The sequence below is a fragment of the Bacillus cereus group sp. MYBK139-1 genome (genome assembly GCF_051916915.1).
Taxonomy (GTDB): Bacteria; Bacillota; Bacilli; order Bacillales; family Bacillaceae_G; genus Bacillus_A; species Bacillus_A pacificus.
Map to the genome: position 1 here is coordinate 153,468 of NZ_JBQAHO010000004.1, position 18,222 is coordinate 171,689.

Sequence of the window (18,222 nt, forward strand, 5' to 3'; positions counted from 1 at the left end):
TGTGTTTCCAATAATCTCTATAAAATTGTATTATGATAATTGCTTCCACTTCGTTCCTAAAACAGGACGCTCGTAATTTTGTATTTCATGAATTAATTTATCAGCTGTCTCAGCTGAAACGATTAACTCTTTATTTGACGGATTCATAAATCCTTCTTCCGCTGCGCGTTCAACCATTTGCAAAATTGGTCCATAAAAATCTTTTATGTTCAATAAACCAACTGGCTTATTATGTATACCAATTTGTGACCAACATACTACTTCAAATAGCTCTTCAAACGTTCCATATCCGCCTGGCAGTGCGATGAAAGCATCCGAAAGCTCTGCCATTTTCGCTTTACGTTCATGCATCGTTTCTACTTCAATTAATTCTGTTAACCCTGTATGAACGATCTCTCCTCGGAATAGACCGCGCGGCATAACACCTGTTACACGCCCTCCTAAACGAAGTACTTCATTTGCTACTTCTCCCATTAATCCAACGCAAGAACCACCGTATACAAGCTCATAGTCGTTCTCAACAAACATTTTTCCTAACGCTATTGCCTGCTCTTTAAATTCTGGTCTCTCCCCTAAGTTGGAACCTGCAAACACACAAATCTTTCTCATCCTTACACCCCGAAACTATATATTGTTATGATACAATGAACATTGTACAACATATTGAGGGGATGAGAAAGAAATGGATATCGTTGCATTTCAAAGATGGGTTGAGGAATTTTACGAAAAACGAAGCTGGTCACAGTATAATGCCTTTATTCGCTTAAATTTCTTAACAGAGGAAGTTGGGGAAGTTTCACGCGTTGTTCGCGCAATCGAAATCGGTCGCGATCGTCCTGATGAAGACGCTAAGACAGAAGAAGAGCTAAAACAAGAACTAAAAGAAGAACTTGGTGATGTACTATCTAATCTTATTATTCTTTCACAAAAATATGATTTAGATTTGCAAGACATTATGGACGCACACGTCACAAAGCTTTCGAAAAGGTTTGAAACATCCAAATGAGAATATTATCAATTATGATATAATATTCTTGTCACAATACTAAGGGGGATTTTATGTTATCTAAAAAATTGCACGATGCACTAAACGATCAAATGAACTTTGAGTTTTACTCTGCCCACGCTTATATGGCAATGGCTGCTTACTGTACAGCCGAAAGCTATGATGGATTCGCTAACTTTTTCCTTGTACAAGCTGAAGAAGAACGTTTCCACGCAATGAAGCTTTACAACTACATTAATGACCGCGGTGAGCGTGCTATTATTACTGGATTTGATAATCCAAATAACGAATATGACTCTGTACTGAACGCTTTTGAAGTAGCACTTGAGCACGAGCGTGAAGTAACGAAGCGTATTTACAACTTATCTGATATCGCTTGGGATGAGCGTGAACACGCAACAATTACATTCTTAAAATGGTTCGTCGATGAGCAAGTAGAAGAAGAAGCTTCATTCGATAGCATCATCCAAAAATTAAAACGTATTACAAGCGATTCAAACGCATTATTTATGTTAGATGCTGAATTAGAGAAACGTACATTTACGCCTCCAGCTGAGTAGTATTTCAATCACCTTAATAAATGGATTAAGGTGATTTTTTTATTTCTTCTCTCAGCTGAATAACCCTCGCCACATCTTTCTTATAAAACCTAGAAACCTTTTCAACAAAATCACTATGAGTAAAAGTCCCATCGCCTTCTTCTACTATGCTCAAATATCCATGTATCAATTTCAAAAACGCTCTAGCATCTTCTCCAGTTAATTGATCAATGTTATCTATAATCTCGTCAAACTCCTTTAAGATATCCTGTTCTTCCAACCTAATTCCCCCTCTCTGTATTATTTATCATACCAAAACAAAAAAGTCGTTCATCCCTCTAAGCGAGAGATAAACGACTTCTTTACTATTTATTAAAGCATAACCCCAACGATAACCGCTGATAATATACTTACTAACGTTGCACCGTATACAAGTTTTAATCCGAATGATGATACAACGTTTGCTTGTTTACCATCGATACTCTTCGTTGCACCTGCGATAATTCCAATTGATGAGAAGTTCGCAAATGATACAAGGAAGATGGATAAAATACCTACTGTACGAGCTGATAAATCACCAGCTACTTTACCAAGATCAAGCATTGCAACGAATTCGTTCGTTACTAATTTCGTTGCCATAATTTGTCCTGCTGTTAGCATCTCTGATGTTGGGATACCCATTACGAATGCTAATGGTGAGAAAATGTATCCTAAAATGCTTTGGAATGTGATTCCGAAAATTGAATCGAAAACACCATTAATTGCTGTAATTAATGCTACGAAACCGATTAACATCGCCGCTACTGTTACAGCGATAGAGAAACCAAGCATAATATATTCGCCTAACATTTCAAAGAATGTTTGCTTTTTATCTTCTTGTAATTCTAAAATGTCGTCTTCTTCTTTCACGTCATATGGATTAATAATATGAACGATAATGAATCCACTAAATAAGTTTAATACAAGTGCCGTTACTACATATTTTGGATCAATCATTTTCATATAAGAACCGACAATTGACATCGATACTGTTGACATGGAAGATGCACAAAGTGTGTATAAACGATTTTTCGGTAATTTGCTTAATTGATCTTTTACTGTAATGAATACTTCCCCTTGACCAACAATCGCAGCTGCTACTGCATTATATGATTCTAGTTTCCCTAAACCATTCACTTTACTTAATAGGAAACCGACTGCACGAATGATAATCGGTAAAATTTTAATATGTTGTAAGATCCCAATTAATACTGCTAAGAAAATGATTGGTAATAATACCGTTAAGAAGAATGGTGCTTGTCCATCATTTGCTAGACCACCAAATACGAAATTAACCCCTGCTTCCGCAAATTTTAAAATAGCGCCAAACCCATCTGCAATCCCTTTTACTAATACAAATCCGACCTTTGTATTTAGTAAGAAATATGCAAGTACCAATTGAATGACAAGCATAAGTGCAATTGGTTTATATTTAATTTTCTTACGATCTGAACTGATAAGGAAACCTAGTACAAATACTACAAGTAAACCGACTAGAAACATTACTATTTTCATATGTGAATCCTCCACTTCTCCCACGAGTTATTGGTCGTATAACGTATAACGAATGACGTCTGACCATTGATGTTAAAAAAATTTAAAACCCCTAAATACTATTCAACTGTTATCTAAAATCAGTAAGCGTTTACATAAATTGCAATTTATTAAAGGTAGCCTCTTCTCTCCTACCATACTTGAAAGTCTGAAATTGATACCACCTACAAATCAAATTGTAAGCGTTATCTAACTGAAAAGCAATATAAATTTAAAAAGATTTTTATATGTTAATATATTCCTAATTAATTGGTTTTTCTATGCAAATTTACCATAAAAAATAGCCCTAGCTATGAGCTAGGACCATCTTTTTTATAACATAACACCAACGATAATCGCTGATAGAATACTTACTAATGTCGCACCGTACACAAGGCGTAAACCGAATGATGATACAACATTTGATTGATTTTCATCGATACCTTTCGTTGCACCTGCAATAATTCCGATAGATGAGAAGTTCGCAAATGATACAAGGAATACAGAAAGAATACCTACTGTACGAGCTGATAAATCACCAGCTACTTTTCCAAGATCAAGCATCGCAACAAACTCGTTTGATACTAATTTTGTTGCCATAATTTGTCCCGCTGTTACCATCTCTGCTTGCGGAATCCCCATTACGAATGCTAATGGTGAGAAAATGTATCCTAAAATAGCTTGGAATGTAATACCGAAAACTGAATCAAACAAGCTATTGATTGCTGTAATTAATGCTACGAAACCAAGTAACATCGCTGCTACTGTAATCGCGATTGTGAAACCAAGCATAATATATTCACTTAACATTTCAAAGAATGACTGTTTTTTCTTATTTTCTAATTTCAGTGTATCTTCTTCTTCTGTAATATCGTACGGGTTAATAATATGAATAATAATGAAACCACTAAATAAATTTAACACAAGTGCTGTCACTACATATTTTGGTTCGATCATTTTCATGTAAGAACCGACGATTGACATCGATACTGTTGACATAGAAGATGCACATAATGTATATAAACGGTGTTTTGGGATTTTACTTAATTGATCTTTTACTGTAATAAATACTTCTGCTTGCCCAACGATGGCAGCTGCTACTGCGTTATATGATTCTAATTTTCCTAAACCATTTACTTTACTTAACAAAGTACCAATAGCACGAATAAATATCGGTAAAATTTTAAAGTGCTGCAGAATTCCAATTAAAACAGCAAAGAATACGATTGGCAATAACGCTGTTAAGAAGAATGAAACCTCTCCTTTATTAACAAGACCACCAAATACGAAAACGATTCCAGCTTCCGCATATCCAAGAAGTGCGCCAAATCCATCTGAAATTCCTTTTACTAAAATATAACCAATTTGCGTATTTAATAAGAAATAAGATAATGCTAGCTGAATAATAAGCATAATTGCGATTGGTTTATACTTAATCTTCTTTCGATCGGAGCTTATAAGAAAACCGAGTACAAATACAACGAGTAATCCTACAAGAAACATAACAAACTTCATTAATAAAATCCTCCATTTAACTCTTCATTAACGTTGAACGTCTGACCACTCAAAACAAGAAATAATCCGAACTTTCCATTTCTCCTCCAAAATCTTCAATCGGATAAGAAAAATCATAAAACCTCTTGTTTCAAAGGCATTTTCCATTCTAACATAAATCACAACTCATATCCGCACTTTTCTTTAAAAAATTACATTTTATTATAAAACACTCATTAATGTTCGTCTTTTACTACCAATAAATATCTGGATAAAACAAAAAAAATGAGCATCAAGTTTCACTTGATGCTCACCTCATTATACCGCTTTTTCTTTATCTGCTACTTGCTCTTCCCAGCACTCTGTATTTTTCAGACCTGGAATTGAATTCGCATAGAAGACTGGATCTTTTCCTTGTTTCTTTTGCTTTACGTAATCTGATAACGCTGCAAAAGCATACTTAGAAAGGAATACGATTGCAACTAAGTTAATAACAGCCATAATACCCATGAATAGATCAGCTACATCCCAAACGATTTGAATTGTTGCTACAGACCCTAACATAACCATACCAAGTACAGCAATGCGGTACGCTGTTAATAACACTTTACTTCCATTTAAGAATTCAATATTCGTTTCACCGTAGTAGTAGTTACCTACTAATGAACTAAATGCAAACAAGAAGATTGCAACTGCTACAAATATAGATGCCCACGGTCCGATATGTTGACTTAATGCTTGTTGCGTTAATTGAATACCATTTAAATCAGCTGCATTATGCACATCTGATAAAAGAATGATAAATGCTGTACAACTACAAATTAATAATGTATCTGTAAATACCCCTAAAGTTTGAATGAAACCTTGTTTAACTGGGTGCGTTACGTTTGCAGTCGCAGCTGCGTTCGGCGCACTACCCATACCTGCTTCATTTGAGAATAATCCGCGTTTTACCCCTAATAAAATCGCAGCTCCTAATCCTCCGCCTACTACTTCTTTAATTCCGAAAGCATGTAAGAAAATCTCTTTAAATACATACGGAATTGCCGTAATGTTTGTTACAACAACGAATAATGCTACTGCTACATAAATAATCGCCATTACTGGAACAATCATTTCAACTGCGCGTGCAATTCGCTTTACTCCGCCAAAAATAATAACTGCAAGTAAACCAGCCATTACAAGACCTACTAATCTACTATCTGTTTTGAATGCCCCATCAAAAGCAGCTGCTACAGTATTAGATTGTACAGCGTTAAAAATTAATCCGAAACTTACTGTTATTAATACAGAGAAAATAGCTCCAAGCCAGCGCTTATTTAAACCCTTTTCCATATAATACGCTGGACCACCACGGAACGTATTCCCATCTTTCACTTTATAAATTTGCGCTAATGTGCTCTCTACAAATGCAGAAGCACCCCCAATTACCGCGATTAACCACATCCAAAATACTGCTCCTGGTCCACCTGCTGAAATTGCAATAGCTACACCAGCTAAGTTACCAGTACCTACGCGAGAAGCTGTACTCATACAAAAAGCCTGGAATGATGATACACCACTCTTCTCTTTTTGTGCTTTCCTCGTTTTCGAACTCGCCCCATCCCCAAGCAATCGAATCATTTCACCGAAGTAACGAACTTGAACAAATTTCACACGGAATGAAAAGTAAAGTCCTAACCCAATTAACATCGCAATAATGATATATGACCAAAGGACATTATTTATATCCCCAATTACCTTAGCTAAAAAATCCATAATTGCATTGCCCCCTCTTCTTCACAATAAGAAAATTATATTCTAAAAACTCTTAGTAATCAAGAACTTTATGTTAGGTTTTCTAACACAGGTAAGTTAACTTATCTAACACACATGTTTTTTTACGTGAAATTATAACTAGTACGCGCATTTATCCAATACTAAATCACTCGCCCTATGCGACCAGTCATATCTTTAAGACAGTACGTTCCCTACAAATAACATGAGAAATGAACAAACAAAAATTATATTAATTATTACCTCTCACTCTTTTCATCATTTACTACAATAAAAAACGAGCACCGAATTCATCTCGATGCTCGCCTTTTCATTATACTGCTTTTTCTTTATCCGTTACCGCTGACTTATCCCAACACTCTGTGTTCGTTAAACCAGGAATAGAATCTGCATTGAAGACTGGATCTTTTCCTTGTTTCTTTTGCCTTACATAGTCTGCCAATGCAGCATACGCAAATCGTCCAAGAAGTGTAATCGCAATTAAGTTCGTGATTACCATTAGTCCCATAAATAAGTCCGCCATATTCCATACAACTTGAAGCGTCGCAACAGAACCGAATAATACCATTCCCACTACCGCAATACGGTAAATTGTTAACCAAGTTTTACTTTGTTTAATGAATTCAATATTCGTTTCACCATAATAGTAGTTTCCTAAAAGTGAACTAAACGCAAATAAGAAAATAATAATCGCTAAGAAGCTACTTGCCCATGGGCCAATTTGTGAACTTAATGCATTTTGTGTTAGTTCAATACCTTCTAAATTCGTTGCTTTATATGCACCAGAACATAGTACGATAAATGCTGTTGATGTACATACTAAGAATGTATCTACTAGCACTCCAATTGTTTGAATAAAACCTTGCTTTGCCGGATGCGTTACATCAGCTGTTGCTGCCGCATTCGGAGCACTACCCATACCTGCTTCGTTCGCAAATAATCCGCGTTGAATACCATATTTCATCGCAGCACCAATACCGCCACCTACAGCTGAATCTAAACCGAATGCACCTTTAAAGATTTCCGTAAACACATCTGGTATTAAATAGAAGTTTTTAATGACAACGAAAATCGCTACTGCAATATAAATAAGCGCCATTGGCGGAACAATCATTTCCGACATACGTGCAATACTTTTTACACCACCAAAAATAATAACCGCAACTAATGCAGCTAATACAACCCCAACAATATAACGCTCAATACCAAAAGCATTTTTAAATGCTAATGTAACTGTATTTGCTTGTACTGAGTTAAAAATTAAACCGTAACTAATTGTAATAAGGATAGAGAACCAAATTCCCATCCAACGTTTATTTAAACCTTTTTCCATATAATAAGCAGGACCACCACGGAAGCCACTGCCATCTTTTACTTTATAAATTTGGGCAAGCGTACTTTCTACAAAACTTGAAGACGCTCCGATAATCGCAATCACCCACATCCAAAATACTGCACCAGGTCCTCCCATAGATATAGCTAATGCTACACCAGCTAAGTTACCGATACCAATACGAGCTGCTGAACTCATACAAAACGCTTGGAAAGAAGATACACTACCTTTTTTACGCGTCTTTCCAGTTAATCCATCACTCATTAATCGAACCATTTCCCCTAAATGAGTGATTTGTACGAATTTCAATTTAATAGAAAAATAAAGACCTAAACCAATTAACATCGCAATAAGAATATATGACCAAAGAATTGTATTTGTTGATGAAATAAATTGCTCTAAAATATTCATACAATTAACCCCTCCTTTTCTCCATAAAACGAATTATATTTAAAAAACATTCAAAAATCAACATTTTTCGACAATTTGCAATTTCCAAATATTAGCCAGGCTCGCAGTAAAAATATCTTTATGACTACCCTCCCTCTAACTGTGCATACTAAAACAAAAAATAATTCACAAACAACCCTATTGACAAAAACACTAACCTGTAACTATAATGATTACAACAGGTTGTAACAAATCTAATTACAACAAATTCATTTACTTTCAGATATACACTTTAACAAAACACACTTTGGAGGGATTTATTATGAAAATCGGAATTATCGGAGCAACTGGTAAAGCAGGAAGTCGCATTTTAAAAGAAGCATTAGATCGCGGACATGAAGTAACTGCAATCGTAAGAAACGCTGCAAAAATTACAGAAGAAAATGTAAAAGTTTTAGAGAAAGATGTATTCTCTCTTACATCTAACGACCTGCAGGCATTTGACGTAGTTGTAAATGCATTCGGTGCTCCAGCAGGCGAAGAACACCTTCACGTAGATGCAGGAAATGTACTAATTGAAGCTATGAAAGGTGCACCTAACACAAAATTACTTGTAGTTGGCGGCGCTGGAAGCTTATTTGTAGACGAAGAGAAAACAACACGTGTATTTGATACACCAGGTTTCCCGAAAGAATACCTTGCAACTGCTCAAAACCAAGGCAAAAACTTAGAAATCTTACAACAAACAAATGACATCACTTGGACATTCATCAGCCCTTCTGCACTATTCGCATTAGGAAAACGCACTGGTTCTTACAAAGCTGGTAAAGACAACCTCCTTGTGAACGCAAAAGGTGATAGCTACGTAAGTTACGAAGACTTCGCAGTAGCAGCACTTGATGAAATCGAAAATCCGAAACACGTAAACGAACGCTTCACAGTTGTTTCTGAAGCTGAATAATAAAGAAAAGCTCGTAAAACATAATGTTTTACGAGCTTTTTTATTTCTTTAAGCTTCCACTTCTTTTATACCTTCTATTTTTTCAAAACCTTGCTCTGTAATTTTAAAGAATACTTCTTTACCTATATATAACGGTCCTGGATTTACTAAAACGTTCTTTTTATATACTTTAAATCTATCATCTTCTCTTTGATACACTTTTACTACATCACCATATTCGAAAGCCACTCCATTAAATTGCTCTGCAAATACTTTCGTATTTTCAGACCCTTTTGCTGATGCCTCTTTCTTTTCTGTACCATTTTTATCGTATAATGTCATTCCCATATACTTTTCATTTTGAAATACATAATGCGTTTCACCATTTGTCGATGTTACACTCAACTTTTGCTCATCATGGTTCAATGTTACAACTGATTTGACATTACTTTCACCAGCACCATGAGTACCAAAGAACATAATGCTATCTCCGTAAATCACTTCCATCAAAACTTCCGTCACTTGCTTATTTCCGAAACGATCTTTCGTTTCTACTTTTACTTTCTGTTCACCAATTTTTGTTGTATCTGGTTTCTCCACAAATCCAATTACTTCTCCATCTTTCAATTGAACAAAGTTTCTCGCTTCTAGCTTTTCAACTTCTGTTCCGACTACTACTTGTTGTGGTTTCGCTGTTACTTCTTGCAGGGCTTCTAATCTTTCAAATCCGTTTTCAGTAACCTTGAAGAATAATTCCTTTATTTCTTTAGTTTTTCCTTCTCCCACATATACATCTTTTTGGTACCAATGTAATCGTGAAGATTCTGCATGGTATACTTTCAACACATCTCCATACTCAAACGTAAGTCCATTTACTTCCTTAGCAAAAGCTTTCGTATTCTCCAAGCCTTTTACTGCTACATTTTTCTTCACTTTTCCTTCTTTATCGTACAGTGTGAATTCAAAATACTTCTCGTCTTTAAAGTAATCGTGAATCAAATTCTTTGTGTCTGTCGCACTCAGTTTTTTCGTATCATGATGCAGCGTTATAATTGATTTCATATCGTCAGCACCATAACTCAATCCATATACAAGTAGGCTATCTCCATATGTTACCGTTAGAGGAACTTCTGTCACTTGCCTATTTCCAAAACGATCTTTCGTTTCTACTTTTACTTTTTGTGCACCGATTTTTGTTGTATTTGGTTTCTCTACAAAACCAATTACTTCTCCATCTTTCACTTCAACAAAAGCTTTTGGATCTAACTTTTCAACTTCTGTTCCTACTACTACTTGTTGCGGTTTCGCTATTACTTCTTGCAACATGTCCATTCTCTCAAAACCTTTTTCTGTTACTTTGAAGAATAGTTCTTTTGTTCCTTTTTTCTCACCTTGACCAGTAAGATTATTATTTTGATACCATTTCAAGCGATTTGGTTCTGCATGGAATACTTTCACTACATCTCCATACTCGAACTGCATACCATTCACTTGCTCTGCAAAGTTCTTTGGAGTTTCTTGCCCTTCTGCCGTCACATGTTTTTTCTCTTTTCCTTCTCTATCATATAACGTAATTCCCATGTATAACTCTTTATTAAAATACTCATGAATTTCGCTATCCATATCAGTTGCATGGAATCTCTTCTCTTCGTGCTTTAAAGTTACAATTGAAGCAATATCATCGCCATATCCTGCATATGCAATACTATCTCCATAAACCACTTCTAATGGTACTTTTGTTACTTGCTTATTTCCAAAACGATCTTTCGTTTCTACTTTTACTGTTTGTTTTCCGACTTTTAATGTAGTTGGTTTTTCCACAAATCCAATTACTTCTCCATCTTTTACCTCCACAAAAGCTTTTGGATCTAACTTTTCAACGTCTGTTCCGATTACTACTTGTTGTGGTTTTGCTTTTACTTCTTGCAGGGCTTCTAATCTTTCAAATCCATTTTCAGTAACTTTGAAGAACAGTTCCTTTATTTCTTTATTTTTCCCTTCTCCCACATATACGTCTTTTTGGTACCAATGTAAGCGAGAAGATTCCGCATGGTATACTTTCACCACATCTCCGTACTCAAATGAAAGTCCATTTACTTCCTTAGCAAAAGCTTTCGTATTCTCCAAGCCCTTTACCGCTACATTTTTCTTCTCTCTTCCTTCTTTATCGTACAGTGTGAACTCAAAATACTTTTCATCTTTAAAGTAATCGTGAATTAAATTTTTTGTATCTGTTGCACTAAATTTTTTCGTACCATGATGTAGAGTTACGGTTGACTTCAAGTCTCCCTCACCGGTATAGTTCAATCCATATACAAGTAGGCTATCTCCATATCCAACATTCACTACAACTGGAATGAAGTTCTTATTTCCTTTTTCATCTACAATTTCTACTTTTACAGTTTTTTCTCCAACTCCAGGCTTATCTTGCATAATCACACCTGTTGTCTTTACACCTTCTCCTAAATTCTGTACAAGTTCCTTTGCTTTTTTCTCATCATATGTAGTACCGATTACTACATTTTGTATTTTTTCATTATTTGGCTCACCATATGGAACTTCATATAACTCAATTTGTTTTTCACGAATTGGATTGCTATCTGTAGATAACCAAATTTCTTTTTCTAATTTTGGTAAATTTAATTTTTCAATCTTTTCTTTCGTAGCATCATTTGCAAATAATCCCCATTTATCAAAGAAAGGAATTAAATTTTGTCCTGCCACTTTTGACGTCATATACATAAACATCTGCTTTTTCTCTTCATCAGATTTAGGCAGTTCTGTATCATGTAACAAACGATACATTTGATGTAAATTCGGATAGAATTGATCCCCATAAGCTAAATGTAACTGCCAAAACATAACTAATTTCTCAAATACATTCATCTTCTCTTGTGCATCCGGTTTACCTAAATAAGCAAATGCAGCTTCATAGCGCCCCTCTTGCTCTAACCTTGTTTTATGCCCGAATGTAGTTTGAACTGCCAAAGAATAAATATTAACGGTTACTTCTCCAAGTCCATCCCATAACCAAGTATCCTGTTGATGTTGATGTCCCACTTCATGCCAAGGCCCCCATCCATCATTAGTTAACTCTTCTAGATTTAGTACCGGCTCCAAATTCCCTTTACTATAAGCTGTTCGATAATAAGTCGCATACATATAATTGTCCGTATACCAGTCTTCAACAAAATGAATAGAATGTTTACCTTGATTCGCAACACCCGCACCATCTTTTGATAAACCTGATATCTTATGTTCTATATTAATTATTTCATCGTGCTTCTTTAATAACTCAGCTGGATCTTCTTGCTTCAAATGTTCCGCCACAGTTTCAGGATGCATAGTTAATAAACTATTTTCTCCCTTCATTTCTATTGCATATGGATTAGGGTTCTCTGCCAACATACGCTTCCAATCTTTTGTCGTATGCTTTCCTAAAATAAATAAAGGATTTGGTGTACCACCTTTTTTCACTTTAGCAACTACTTCTCCTTTGCTGTGATAATTATAAAAGTATAATAGTCCCCCATTTAAAGAAGAAATTTTATTCTCACCAGGATTTAAATTGAATTGTTTAGGTTCTTCTTTTTCATAAGAATATGTACCAATATAAGCTTTAATCTGTTGAGTCCCTTCTACTTGAATAACTACCTCTTCACCTGGCTTTACATAAATGCCCGTTGGTTCATAAGGAGAAAAACTCATTCGACGCTGATGCAACTCACGCATCTCTTCTACATTACCTTTTGGCAGCAATTGATACACGCGCTCTTCTTGCTTTTTCTCCTTATCTTCAATCGTCATCTCTGCATATGCTTTAGGCACTTCGAGTCCATACGGAGTTAATAACGCAGCTAAACAAACTCCAGCTACTAATACCCTACTCTTTTTCTTCTTTGACATAATCTGTGTCCCCTGTCCTGTTTTTAGACAAACTATCCTATACATTCATTTAATTAAAGATCCTATTATTTTTATAAAAACATTTAATGAATAGACTAATACCTCGCTCACCTATATCAATTACTACCGCATTTCTCTTAATGTATTCGCTTTCTTACATTGTAAATTTTTTATGTATTACGTCCTCCTCACTTCCCTCCACTTGTGATGAGCTCTCTTCATACATAATAAGAGAATAGTAAAAAATATATTTTAGTCTTGTCATCTATACATCTAATAATAAAAATAGCAATAGGAATTTACATTTTCTTCATACACGACCATCTATAGGTAGTTTTTCCAACTGAATTGTACACGCTTTACACTTTGTTTGATAGCACTTCCAATCAGAATAATGTTACAATTTTGTGAATAAAATTCATTAATCTTAACGTTGCGATTAAAGGAATTTAATATTATTTTAAAATAAAAAAACTGCAAAAAAAGATGCTACTCTTTTATGACAGTTTTTTTATTAGTCCAGTATACGTTTCATTACAAATCCTTTTCCGTGCAGCCACTCATCTTCCATTTCACCGGTTAAATGGAACCCAATTGACTCATATAATTTTTGGGCAAGCTTGTTTTCTGGATGTATGCTTAAATACATAACTTTACGATTATATTCTTTTTTAAAATGCTCTATTAACAAACGTAATAATGGTTTTGCATAACCTTTTCCTTGGCATGCACTATCGATGACAAATTGATTTAAATATACAGCCTTTTCTTTTTCATCAAACCATCCATACATCGCATATCCAATAGGCATATCACCCTCATATAAACCTACTGAAACCGCTTCTTCTTTGTATTCTGTTTCAGCTTGTACTAAACAATGCGCAACTGTACTTTCAATGAATTTATGCTGTTCCTCTGTTACTTTTAAATTAGCAATTTCATGCCAGTTTTCTTTTGTTATTTCACAAATACGAAGGTTCATCTTTTATCTCTCTTTCTAATTTATCATCCTCATTATATCGTAACTCATCCAATCGTTAGTACTGGCGATGCAAGAAATATAAAAAAGCACTGGCACACGCCAATGCTTTTTCATTATCTCTTTTGATTCGGTTTATGCGGTTCGTTTGGAGTATGTGGTTTATTATTATCATGACCATTTCCTTTTTTCCAGCTCACCGATAACTCAGGACTTGTTTTTTCCTCACTACGCTCAAGTAATACGACTGCATTTTGAATTGTCGGTGTACCTTTATGCGCAATGCCTTGTAGTTTCGTTAAATTTCCTATTACTTTAAAGCTGAATCCACCAGCTGGTGTTTGTTTTGGAATTAAAATGCGGAACTTTTCTCCTACATTAAATTCCGTTTTTGCTTCGCCTTTTTCATTTACAAATTTGGCTCCCGCTGGTGCACCTGTTGCTTGCACTTTATACGTTCCACTTTTGGCATTTGTTTCTACCGTATATAAGCCTGTTTCAAAGAAATCATTTTTCAATACTGCTTCTTGTTCTTCTGTAGGAGTTACACTCATCGTAATTTCTTGTAATTCTTCACTAGCATTTGCCTTGGCAACGATATCTTTCGTTACCTTTTCTACATTTTTATTACGAAAATCTAAATCGTTAATATCGATTTGTTTTAATGCATTCCACACTGCAAGCTGCGTTGCATAATGTGCTTCTCTCCAATCAGAAACACCTAATTCTTGCGGGCTCTTTTGTGGATATCCATTCAATAGTACACGGTACACATTAATATCCACTTTCCCCATTTCCGGTAAATCCTGACCGCTTGGAGATTTCAAATCTACATTTAAGCAAAAAGCAATTTTGCCATCTGCCGTTTTAATAAGCTCTGTTCGGATTGGTTTCTTCTTGGACTTACTATAACTCCAATCCATTTGATACTTTGTATGGTCCATAACTTCTGCGAATGCTTTTTGAAGTGGGAATAACACAAATAAAACACTTAAAAACATAGCTAAAATTTTGAACGATTGCTTTATATTCATGTTTACAGCCCCTTAATAACAAACTTAATACTAAGTAGTATTTATTTAGAAACTATTTTTATGCATAAAAAAAGAGTGCTTTTACGCACTCTTTTTTCTCACCTTAATCTTAGAAATCAAAGTTATCAGGATCTGGACCAACACGGTGATTTTGGTTTAATGCATCGATTTTTTCCATATCTTCTTTCGTTAATTCAAAGTTAAACACATCAGCGTTTGCAATAATACGGTGTTCTTTCGTTGATTTTGGAATTGTAATTACTCCATTTTGAAGATCCCAACGTAAAATCACTTGAGCTGTCGTTTTACCGTGTTTCTCCGCAATTGCTTGTAATGTTTCATTATCTAATAATTGACCTTGCATTAATGGTGACCATGCTTCCATTTGAATACCTTGCTCTTTACAGAAAGCTTGTAGTTCTTTTTGTGTTAAACGAGGGTGGTATTCTACTTGGTTAATCATTGGTTTAATTTCTGCATCTTTCATTACATCTTGTAAGTGATGGATTTGGAAGTTACTTACGCCAATTGCACGTACGCGCTCTTCTTTATAAAGTGTTTCTAGCGCTCTCCATGTATCTTTATACTTTCCTTCTACAGGCCAGTGAACAAGATATAGATCTAAATAATCTAGTTCTAATTTCTTTAAGCTCTCTTCGTATGCAGCAATTGTTTCTTCATATCCTTGATCTGCGTTCCATACTTTTGAAGTGATGAATAAATCTTCTCTTGAAATACCAGTTGCTTCGATACCTGCACGAATTCCTTCACCTACAGCTTTTTCATTTCCATAAATTGCAGCTGTATCGATGCTGCGGTATCCTGCTTTAATCGCTGATTTTACAGCTTCTACAAGTTCTGGCCCATCTTCTACTTTAAATACGCCTAAACCGAACCAAGGCATTTCTACACCGTTATGCAATGTTGTTGTACTTTGTAAATTTTTCATTATATTTTCTCTCCTTCTATTTCACTTGATCTCTTTTTTCTAAAGTCATACTCCACGCCGTTAAAATAACAGCACCTACTACCATCACACCGCCTACCCAAGCTGTATGAATTAATCCTAACGAATTCGTTACAATACCACCTAAATAAGCACCGAGAGCGATTCCAGCGTTAAATGCCGCAATGTTAATCGCGGATGCCACATCAACAGCGCTAGGTACAAATCGTTCAGCCAATATAACGACATACACTTGTAGTCCTGGAACATTCATAAATGCGAATAGCCCCATAAAAATAATTGTGATGAATCCAGCGACTTGAAACGGCGCTGTAAATGTTAAAACAAATAATACAATTGCTTGAATAAAGAACATGTAAAATAACGCTCGAATCGGATTATGATTTGATAATTTCCCGCCAACCATATTCCCAATCGCAATTGCAATTCCGTACACTAACAAAATAATTGTAACGGTACTTGCTTTAAATCCTGTTACTTCTTGTAATAGCGGCGATAAATACGTAAATGTTACGAATGTTCCCCCGTACCCTAATGCAGTAATGATAAATACAAGTAATAGTCTTCCATTCGTAATCAGCTTGAATTGATCGCGAAATGATACAGACGTACCTTTTTTTAAGTTAGAAGGAATGAGCATACTGTTGGCGATTAAGGCAACGATTCCAATTGCCACAATTACCATAAACGATGCTCTCCATCCAAATTGCTGACCGATAAATGTTCCAATTGGCACACCTGTAATGGTCGCAACCGTTAAACCAGTAAACATAAATGCAATTGCACTCGCACGTTTATTCTCAGGTACAAGCGCAGCCGCAATTGTGGATCCTATCGACATAAAAACGCCGTGTGCAAACGCAGATACAACCCTTGCGATAAGTAACACAGTAAAGCTTGTTGCCACTGCCGCAATTCCATTACCAATAATGAAAATAATCATAATCCACATTAATAATGTCTTTCGCGACATACTAGCTGTTACTGACGTTAATACCGGGGCACCGAACGCTACTCCTAACGCATATAAAGAAACGGTTAAACCCGCTGTTGTAACAGAAACATGTAAATCCTCTGAAATAGATGGTAATAAACCGACACTAATAAATTCGGTTGTACCAATTCCAAACGCACTAATGGCTAGTGCTAATAAAGCAAACATACTTCTTCGATTCGTCTGCATAGCCGAAGAAGATACTGTATATGAATTCAATTGAACCCCTCCTTAATACGAGAAATCCAATCATAATAGTGTGAAAAAAGGCCTTTTTTCTTCTACAAAAATAACTTTATTGCTCATATATGCTATTATGAATGGCTTCGCTCTTTTTTTGAAGAACGCACTTAAAAGTACGATAGGTACCAAAAAGTAACATAGGCACTTTTTAGTACCGTACTACTCATTTCCCTCTTACGTATGCTATTATGGAACATATTCAACATGATAAAAAGTACGTACTTTAAAGTGCTATAGGTACTTTTTAGTAACATTTAAATGATTTAGCTTCTTTTGTTGGAGAAATGCAATCTAGATTCATCAAAGGAGATTTTTATATGAAGAAATATAACATTCCCGTTGAAGCGACTTTAGAAGTTATCGGTGGAAAATGGAAAGTCGTTATTCTTTGCCACTTAACGAAAGGTACAAAGAGAACGAGTGAATTAAAACGTCTCATGCCTGGTATTACACAAAAAATGTTAACGCAGCAATTACGCGAACTAGAAGACGACGGCGTTATTCAAAGAAAGGTATACAATCAAGTACCACCGAAAGTAGAATATTCCCTTACAGACTACGGTTGGTCTTTAGAATCCATTCTTGATTCCCTTTGTACTTGGGGCGAATGCCATCTTGAAAAAGAAGGCAAGACATCGATGCTAATTGCAGAAAGTGAATAAAAGGAAAAAGGAAAAAACGAACATGAATTTGTTCGTTTTTTCCTTTTTTTGTTTATATATATGTACATTTCTAACTGGAACAAAATATTTTATACGCTTCCATACCTTGTCAGTACTACGTTATACGCTCAATATCAAATAATTAGGAATCATTTTTATGTTAACATAGGTGTATATAGTATATAATATAGGATATATATTATATACACTTTCCGGTAACGGAGCTTTTCCATTATGCGGACAAGCCATATATCGGACAGTTCATAAATAATAAGTAAGACGTTATGGTTTTAGATTTATGTTTGCAGCTTACTTGCTGTCATAAATTTAAAGGCATTTTATTGTGTTTTGTGAAACTTTGTATAAAGTTTCGTAACCGTTTACTAT

The 18,222-nt window shown here is 35.2% G+C and carries 15 protein-coding genes; 4 read left to right on the forward strand and 11 right to left on the reverse strand.

The genetic code is table 11. From position 1 onward, the window contains the following. Positions 1-30: 30 nt before the first annotated feature. Positions 31-594, reverse strand: coding sequence for a TIGR00730 family Rossman fold protein (locus ACTFRS_RS21370; RefSeq protein WP_029141228.1), 564 nt, complete (start codon positions 592-594; stop codon positions 31-33). Between the two features lie 88 nt (positions 595-682). On the opposite strand from ACTFRS_RS21370, the gene ACTFRS_RS21375 reads away from it, so the two are divergent. Together ACTFRS_RS21375 and ACTFRS_RS21380 are read left to right on the forward strand one after the other, a co-directional pair. Beyond that, complete coding sequence (locus ACTFRS_RS21375) at positions 683-1,006, forward strand: MazG nucleotide pyrophosphohydrolase domain-containing protein (protein WP_000355748.1); 324 nt, start codon at positions 683-685, stop codon at positions 1,004-1,006. A 53-nt stretch (positions 1,007-1,059) separates the two neighbouring features. Next, the gene (locus tag ACTFRS_RS21380; RefSeq protein WP_000949389.1) at positions 1,060-1,566 is read left to right on the forward strand and encodes a ferritin; all 507 of its coding nucleotides are present in this window, start codon (positions 1,060-1,062) and stop codon (positions 1,564-1,566) included. A gap of 25 nt (positions 1,567-1,591) precedes the next feature. On the opposite strand, the gene ACTFRS_RS21385 is transcribed toward ACTFRS_RS21380, so the two are convergent. From ACTFRS_RS21385 to ACTFRS_RS21405, 5 genes are all read right to left on the reverse strand, one after another. Next, the gene (locus tag ACTFRS_RS21385) at positions 1,592-1,825 is read right to left on the reverse strand and encodes a hypothetical protein (protein ID WP_000392429.1); all 234 of its coding nucleotides are present in this window, start codon (positions 1,823-1,825) and stop codon (positions 1,592-1,594) included. 92 nt (positions 1,826-1,917) lie between these two features. Beyond that, positions 1,918-3,099 (reverse strand): NupC/NupG family nucleoside CNT transporter, encoded by a 1,182-nt coding sequence (locus tag ACTFRS_RS21390; protein WP_000706846.1) that lies wholly within the window; start codon positions 3,097-3,099, stop codon positions 1,918-1,920. A 351-nt stretch (positions 3,100-3,450) separates the two neighbouring features. Next, positions 3,451-4,632, reverse strand: coding sequence for a NupC/NupG family nucleoside CNT transporter (locus tag ACTFRS_RS21395; protein ID WP_000673860.1), 1,182 nt, complete (start codon positions 4,630-4,632; stop codon positions 3,451-3,453). A gap of 297 nt (positions 4,633-4,929) precedes the next feature. Continuing rightward, entirely contained in the window at positions 4,930-6,369 is a 1,440-nt protein-coding gene (locus ACTFRS_RS21400) for an alanine/glycine:cation symporter family protein (protein WP_000346387.1), read from the reverse strand. Positions 6,370-6,700: 331 nt separating this feature from the next. Beyond that, entirely contained in the window at positions 6,701-8,131 is a 1,431-nt protein-coding gene (locus ACTFRS_RS21405; protein ID WP_139868295.1) for an alanine/glycine:cation symporter family protein, read from the reverse strand. Positions 8,132-8,432: 301 nt separating this feature from the next. On the opposite strand from ACTFRS_RS21405, the gene ACTFRS_RS21410 reads away from it, so the two are divergent. After that, positions 8,433-9,071: an NAD(P)-dependent oxidoreductase gene (locus ACTFRS_RS21410; RefSeq protein WP_139868297.1), complete on the forward strand. Its 639-nt coding sequence runs from the start codon at positions 8,433-8,435 to the stop codon at positions 9,069-9,071. 48 nt (positions 9,072-9,119) lie between these two features. On the opposite strand, the gene ACTFRS_RS21415 is transcribed toward ACTFRS_RS21410, so the two are convergent. The 5 genes from ACTFRS_RS21415 to ACTFRS_RS21435 form a co-directional block, all read right to left on the reverse strand. Further along, positions 9,120-12,956, reverse strand: coding sequence for a putative mucin/carbohydrate-binding domain-containing protein (locus tag ACTFRS_RS21415; protein WP_139868299.1), 3,837 nt, complete (start codon positions 12,954-12,956; stop codon positions 9,120-9,122). Positions 12,957-13,470: 514 nt separating this feature from the next. Further along, complete coding sequence (locus tag ACTFRS_RS21420) at positions 13,471-13,938, reverse strand: GNAT family N-acetyltransferase (RefSeq protein ID WP_431085099.1); 468 nt, start codon at positions 13,936-13,938, stop codon at positions 13,471-13,473. A gap of 113 nt (positions 13,939-14,051) precedes the next feature. Further along, the gene (locus ACTFRS_RS21425) at positions 14,052-14,969 is read right to left on the reverse strand and encodes a thioester domain-containing protein (RefSeq protein ID WP_049110840.1); all 918 of its coding nucleotides are present in this window, start codon (positions 14,967-14,969) and stop codon (positions 14,052-14,054) included. 109 nt (positions 14,970-15,078) lie between these two features. Then, on the reverse strand, positions 15,079-15,918 hold the full coding sequence (locus ACTFRS_RS21430; protein WP_139868303.1) for an aldo/keto reductase: 840 nt from the start codon (positions 15,916-15,918) through the stop codon (positions 15,079-15,081). Between the two features lie 16 nt (positions 15,919-15,934). Next, complete coding sequence (locus ACTFRS_RS21435) at positions 15,935-17,119, reverse strand: MFS transporter (protein ID WP_161945776.1); 1,185 nt, start codon at positions 17,117-17,119, stop codon at positions 15,935-15,937. Positions 17,120-17,490: 371 nt separating this feature from the next. Here ACTFRS_RS21435 and ACTFRS_RS21440 point away from each other — a divergent pair, with 371 nt between their 5' ends. Continuing rightward, entirely contained in the window at positions 17,491-17,835 is a 345-nt protein-coding gene (locus tag ACTFRS_RS21440; RefSeq protein WP_000760472.1) for a winged helix-turn-helix transcriptional regulator, read from the forward strand. Positions 17,836-18,222 lie beyond the last annotated feature (387 nt).

Coding starts and splice junctions, on each gene's coding strand:
- ACTFRS_RS21410 (WP_139868297.1), top strand. CDS start 8,433: ATGAAAATCGGAATTATCGGAGCAACTGGTAAAGCAGGAAGTCGCATT.
- ACTFRS_RS21405 (WP_139868295.1), bottom strand. CDS start 8,131: ATGAATATTTTAGAGCAATTTATTTCATCAACAAATACAATTCTTTGG.
- ACTFRS_RS21425 (WP_049110840.1), bottom strand. CDS start 14,969: ATGAATATAAAGCAATCGTTCAAAATTTTAGCTATGTTTTTAAGTGTT.
- ACTFRS_RS21440 (WP_000760472.1), top strand. CDS start 17,491: ATGAAGAAATATAACATTCCCGTTGAAGCGACTTTAGAAGTTATCGGT.
- ACTFRS_RS21400 (WP_000346387.1), bottom strand. CDS start 6,369: ATGGATTTTTTAGCTAAGGTAATTGGGGATATAAATAATGTCCTTTGG.
- ACTFRS_RS21435 (WP_161945776.1), bottom strand. CDS start 17,119: ATGCAGACGAATCGAAGAAGTATGTTTGCTTTATTAGCACTAGCCATT.
- ACTFRS_RS21380 (WP_000949389.1), top strand. CDS start 1,060: ATGTTATCTAAAAAATTGCACGATGCACTAAACGATCAAATGAACTTT.
- ACTFRS_RS21390 (WP_000706846.1), bottom strand. CDS start 3,099: ATGAAAATAGTAATGTTTCTAGTCGGTTTACTTGTAGTATTTGTACTA.
- ACTFRS_RS21375 (WP_000355748.1), top strand. CDS start 683: ATGGATATCGTTGCATTTCAAAGATGGGTTGAGGAATTTTACGAAAAA.
- ACTFRS_RS21415 (WP_139868299.1), bottom strand. CDS start 12,956: ATGTCAAAGAAGAAAAAGAGTAGGGTATTAGTAGCTGGAGTTTGTTTA.
- ACTFRS_RS21430 (WP_139868303.1), bottom strand. CDS start 15,918: ATGAAAAATTTACAAAGTACAACAACATTGCATAACGGTGTAGAAATG.
- ACTFRS_RS21395 (WP_000673860.1), bottom strand. CDS start 4,632: ATGAAGTTTGTTATGTTTCTTGTAGGATTACTCGTTGTATTTGTACTC.
- ACTFRS_RS21420 (WP_431085099.1), bottom strand. CDS start 13,938: ATGAACCTTCGTATTTGTGAAATAACAAAAGAAAACTGGCATGAAATT.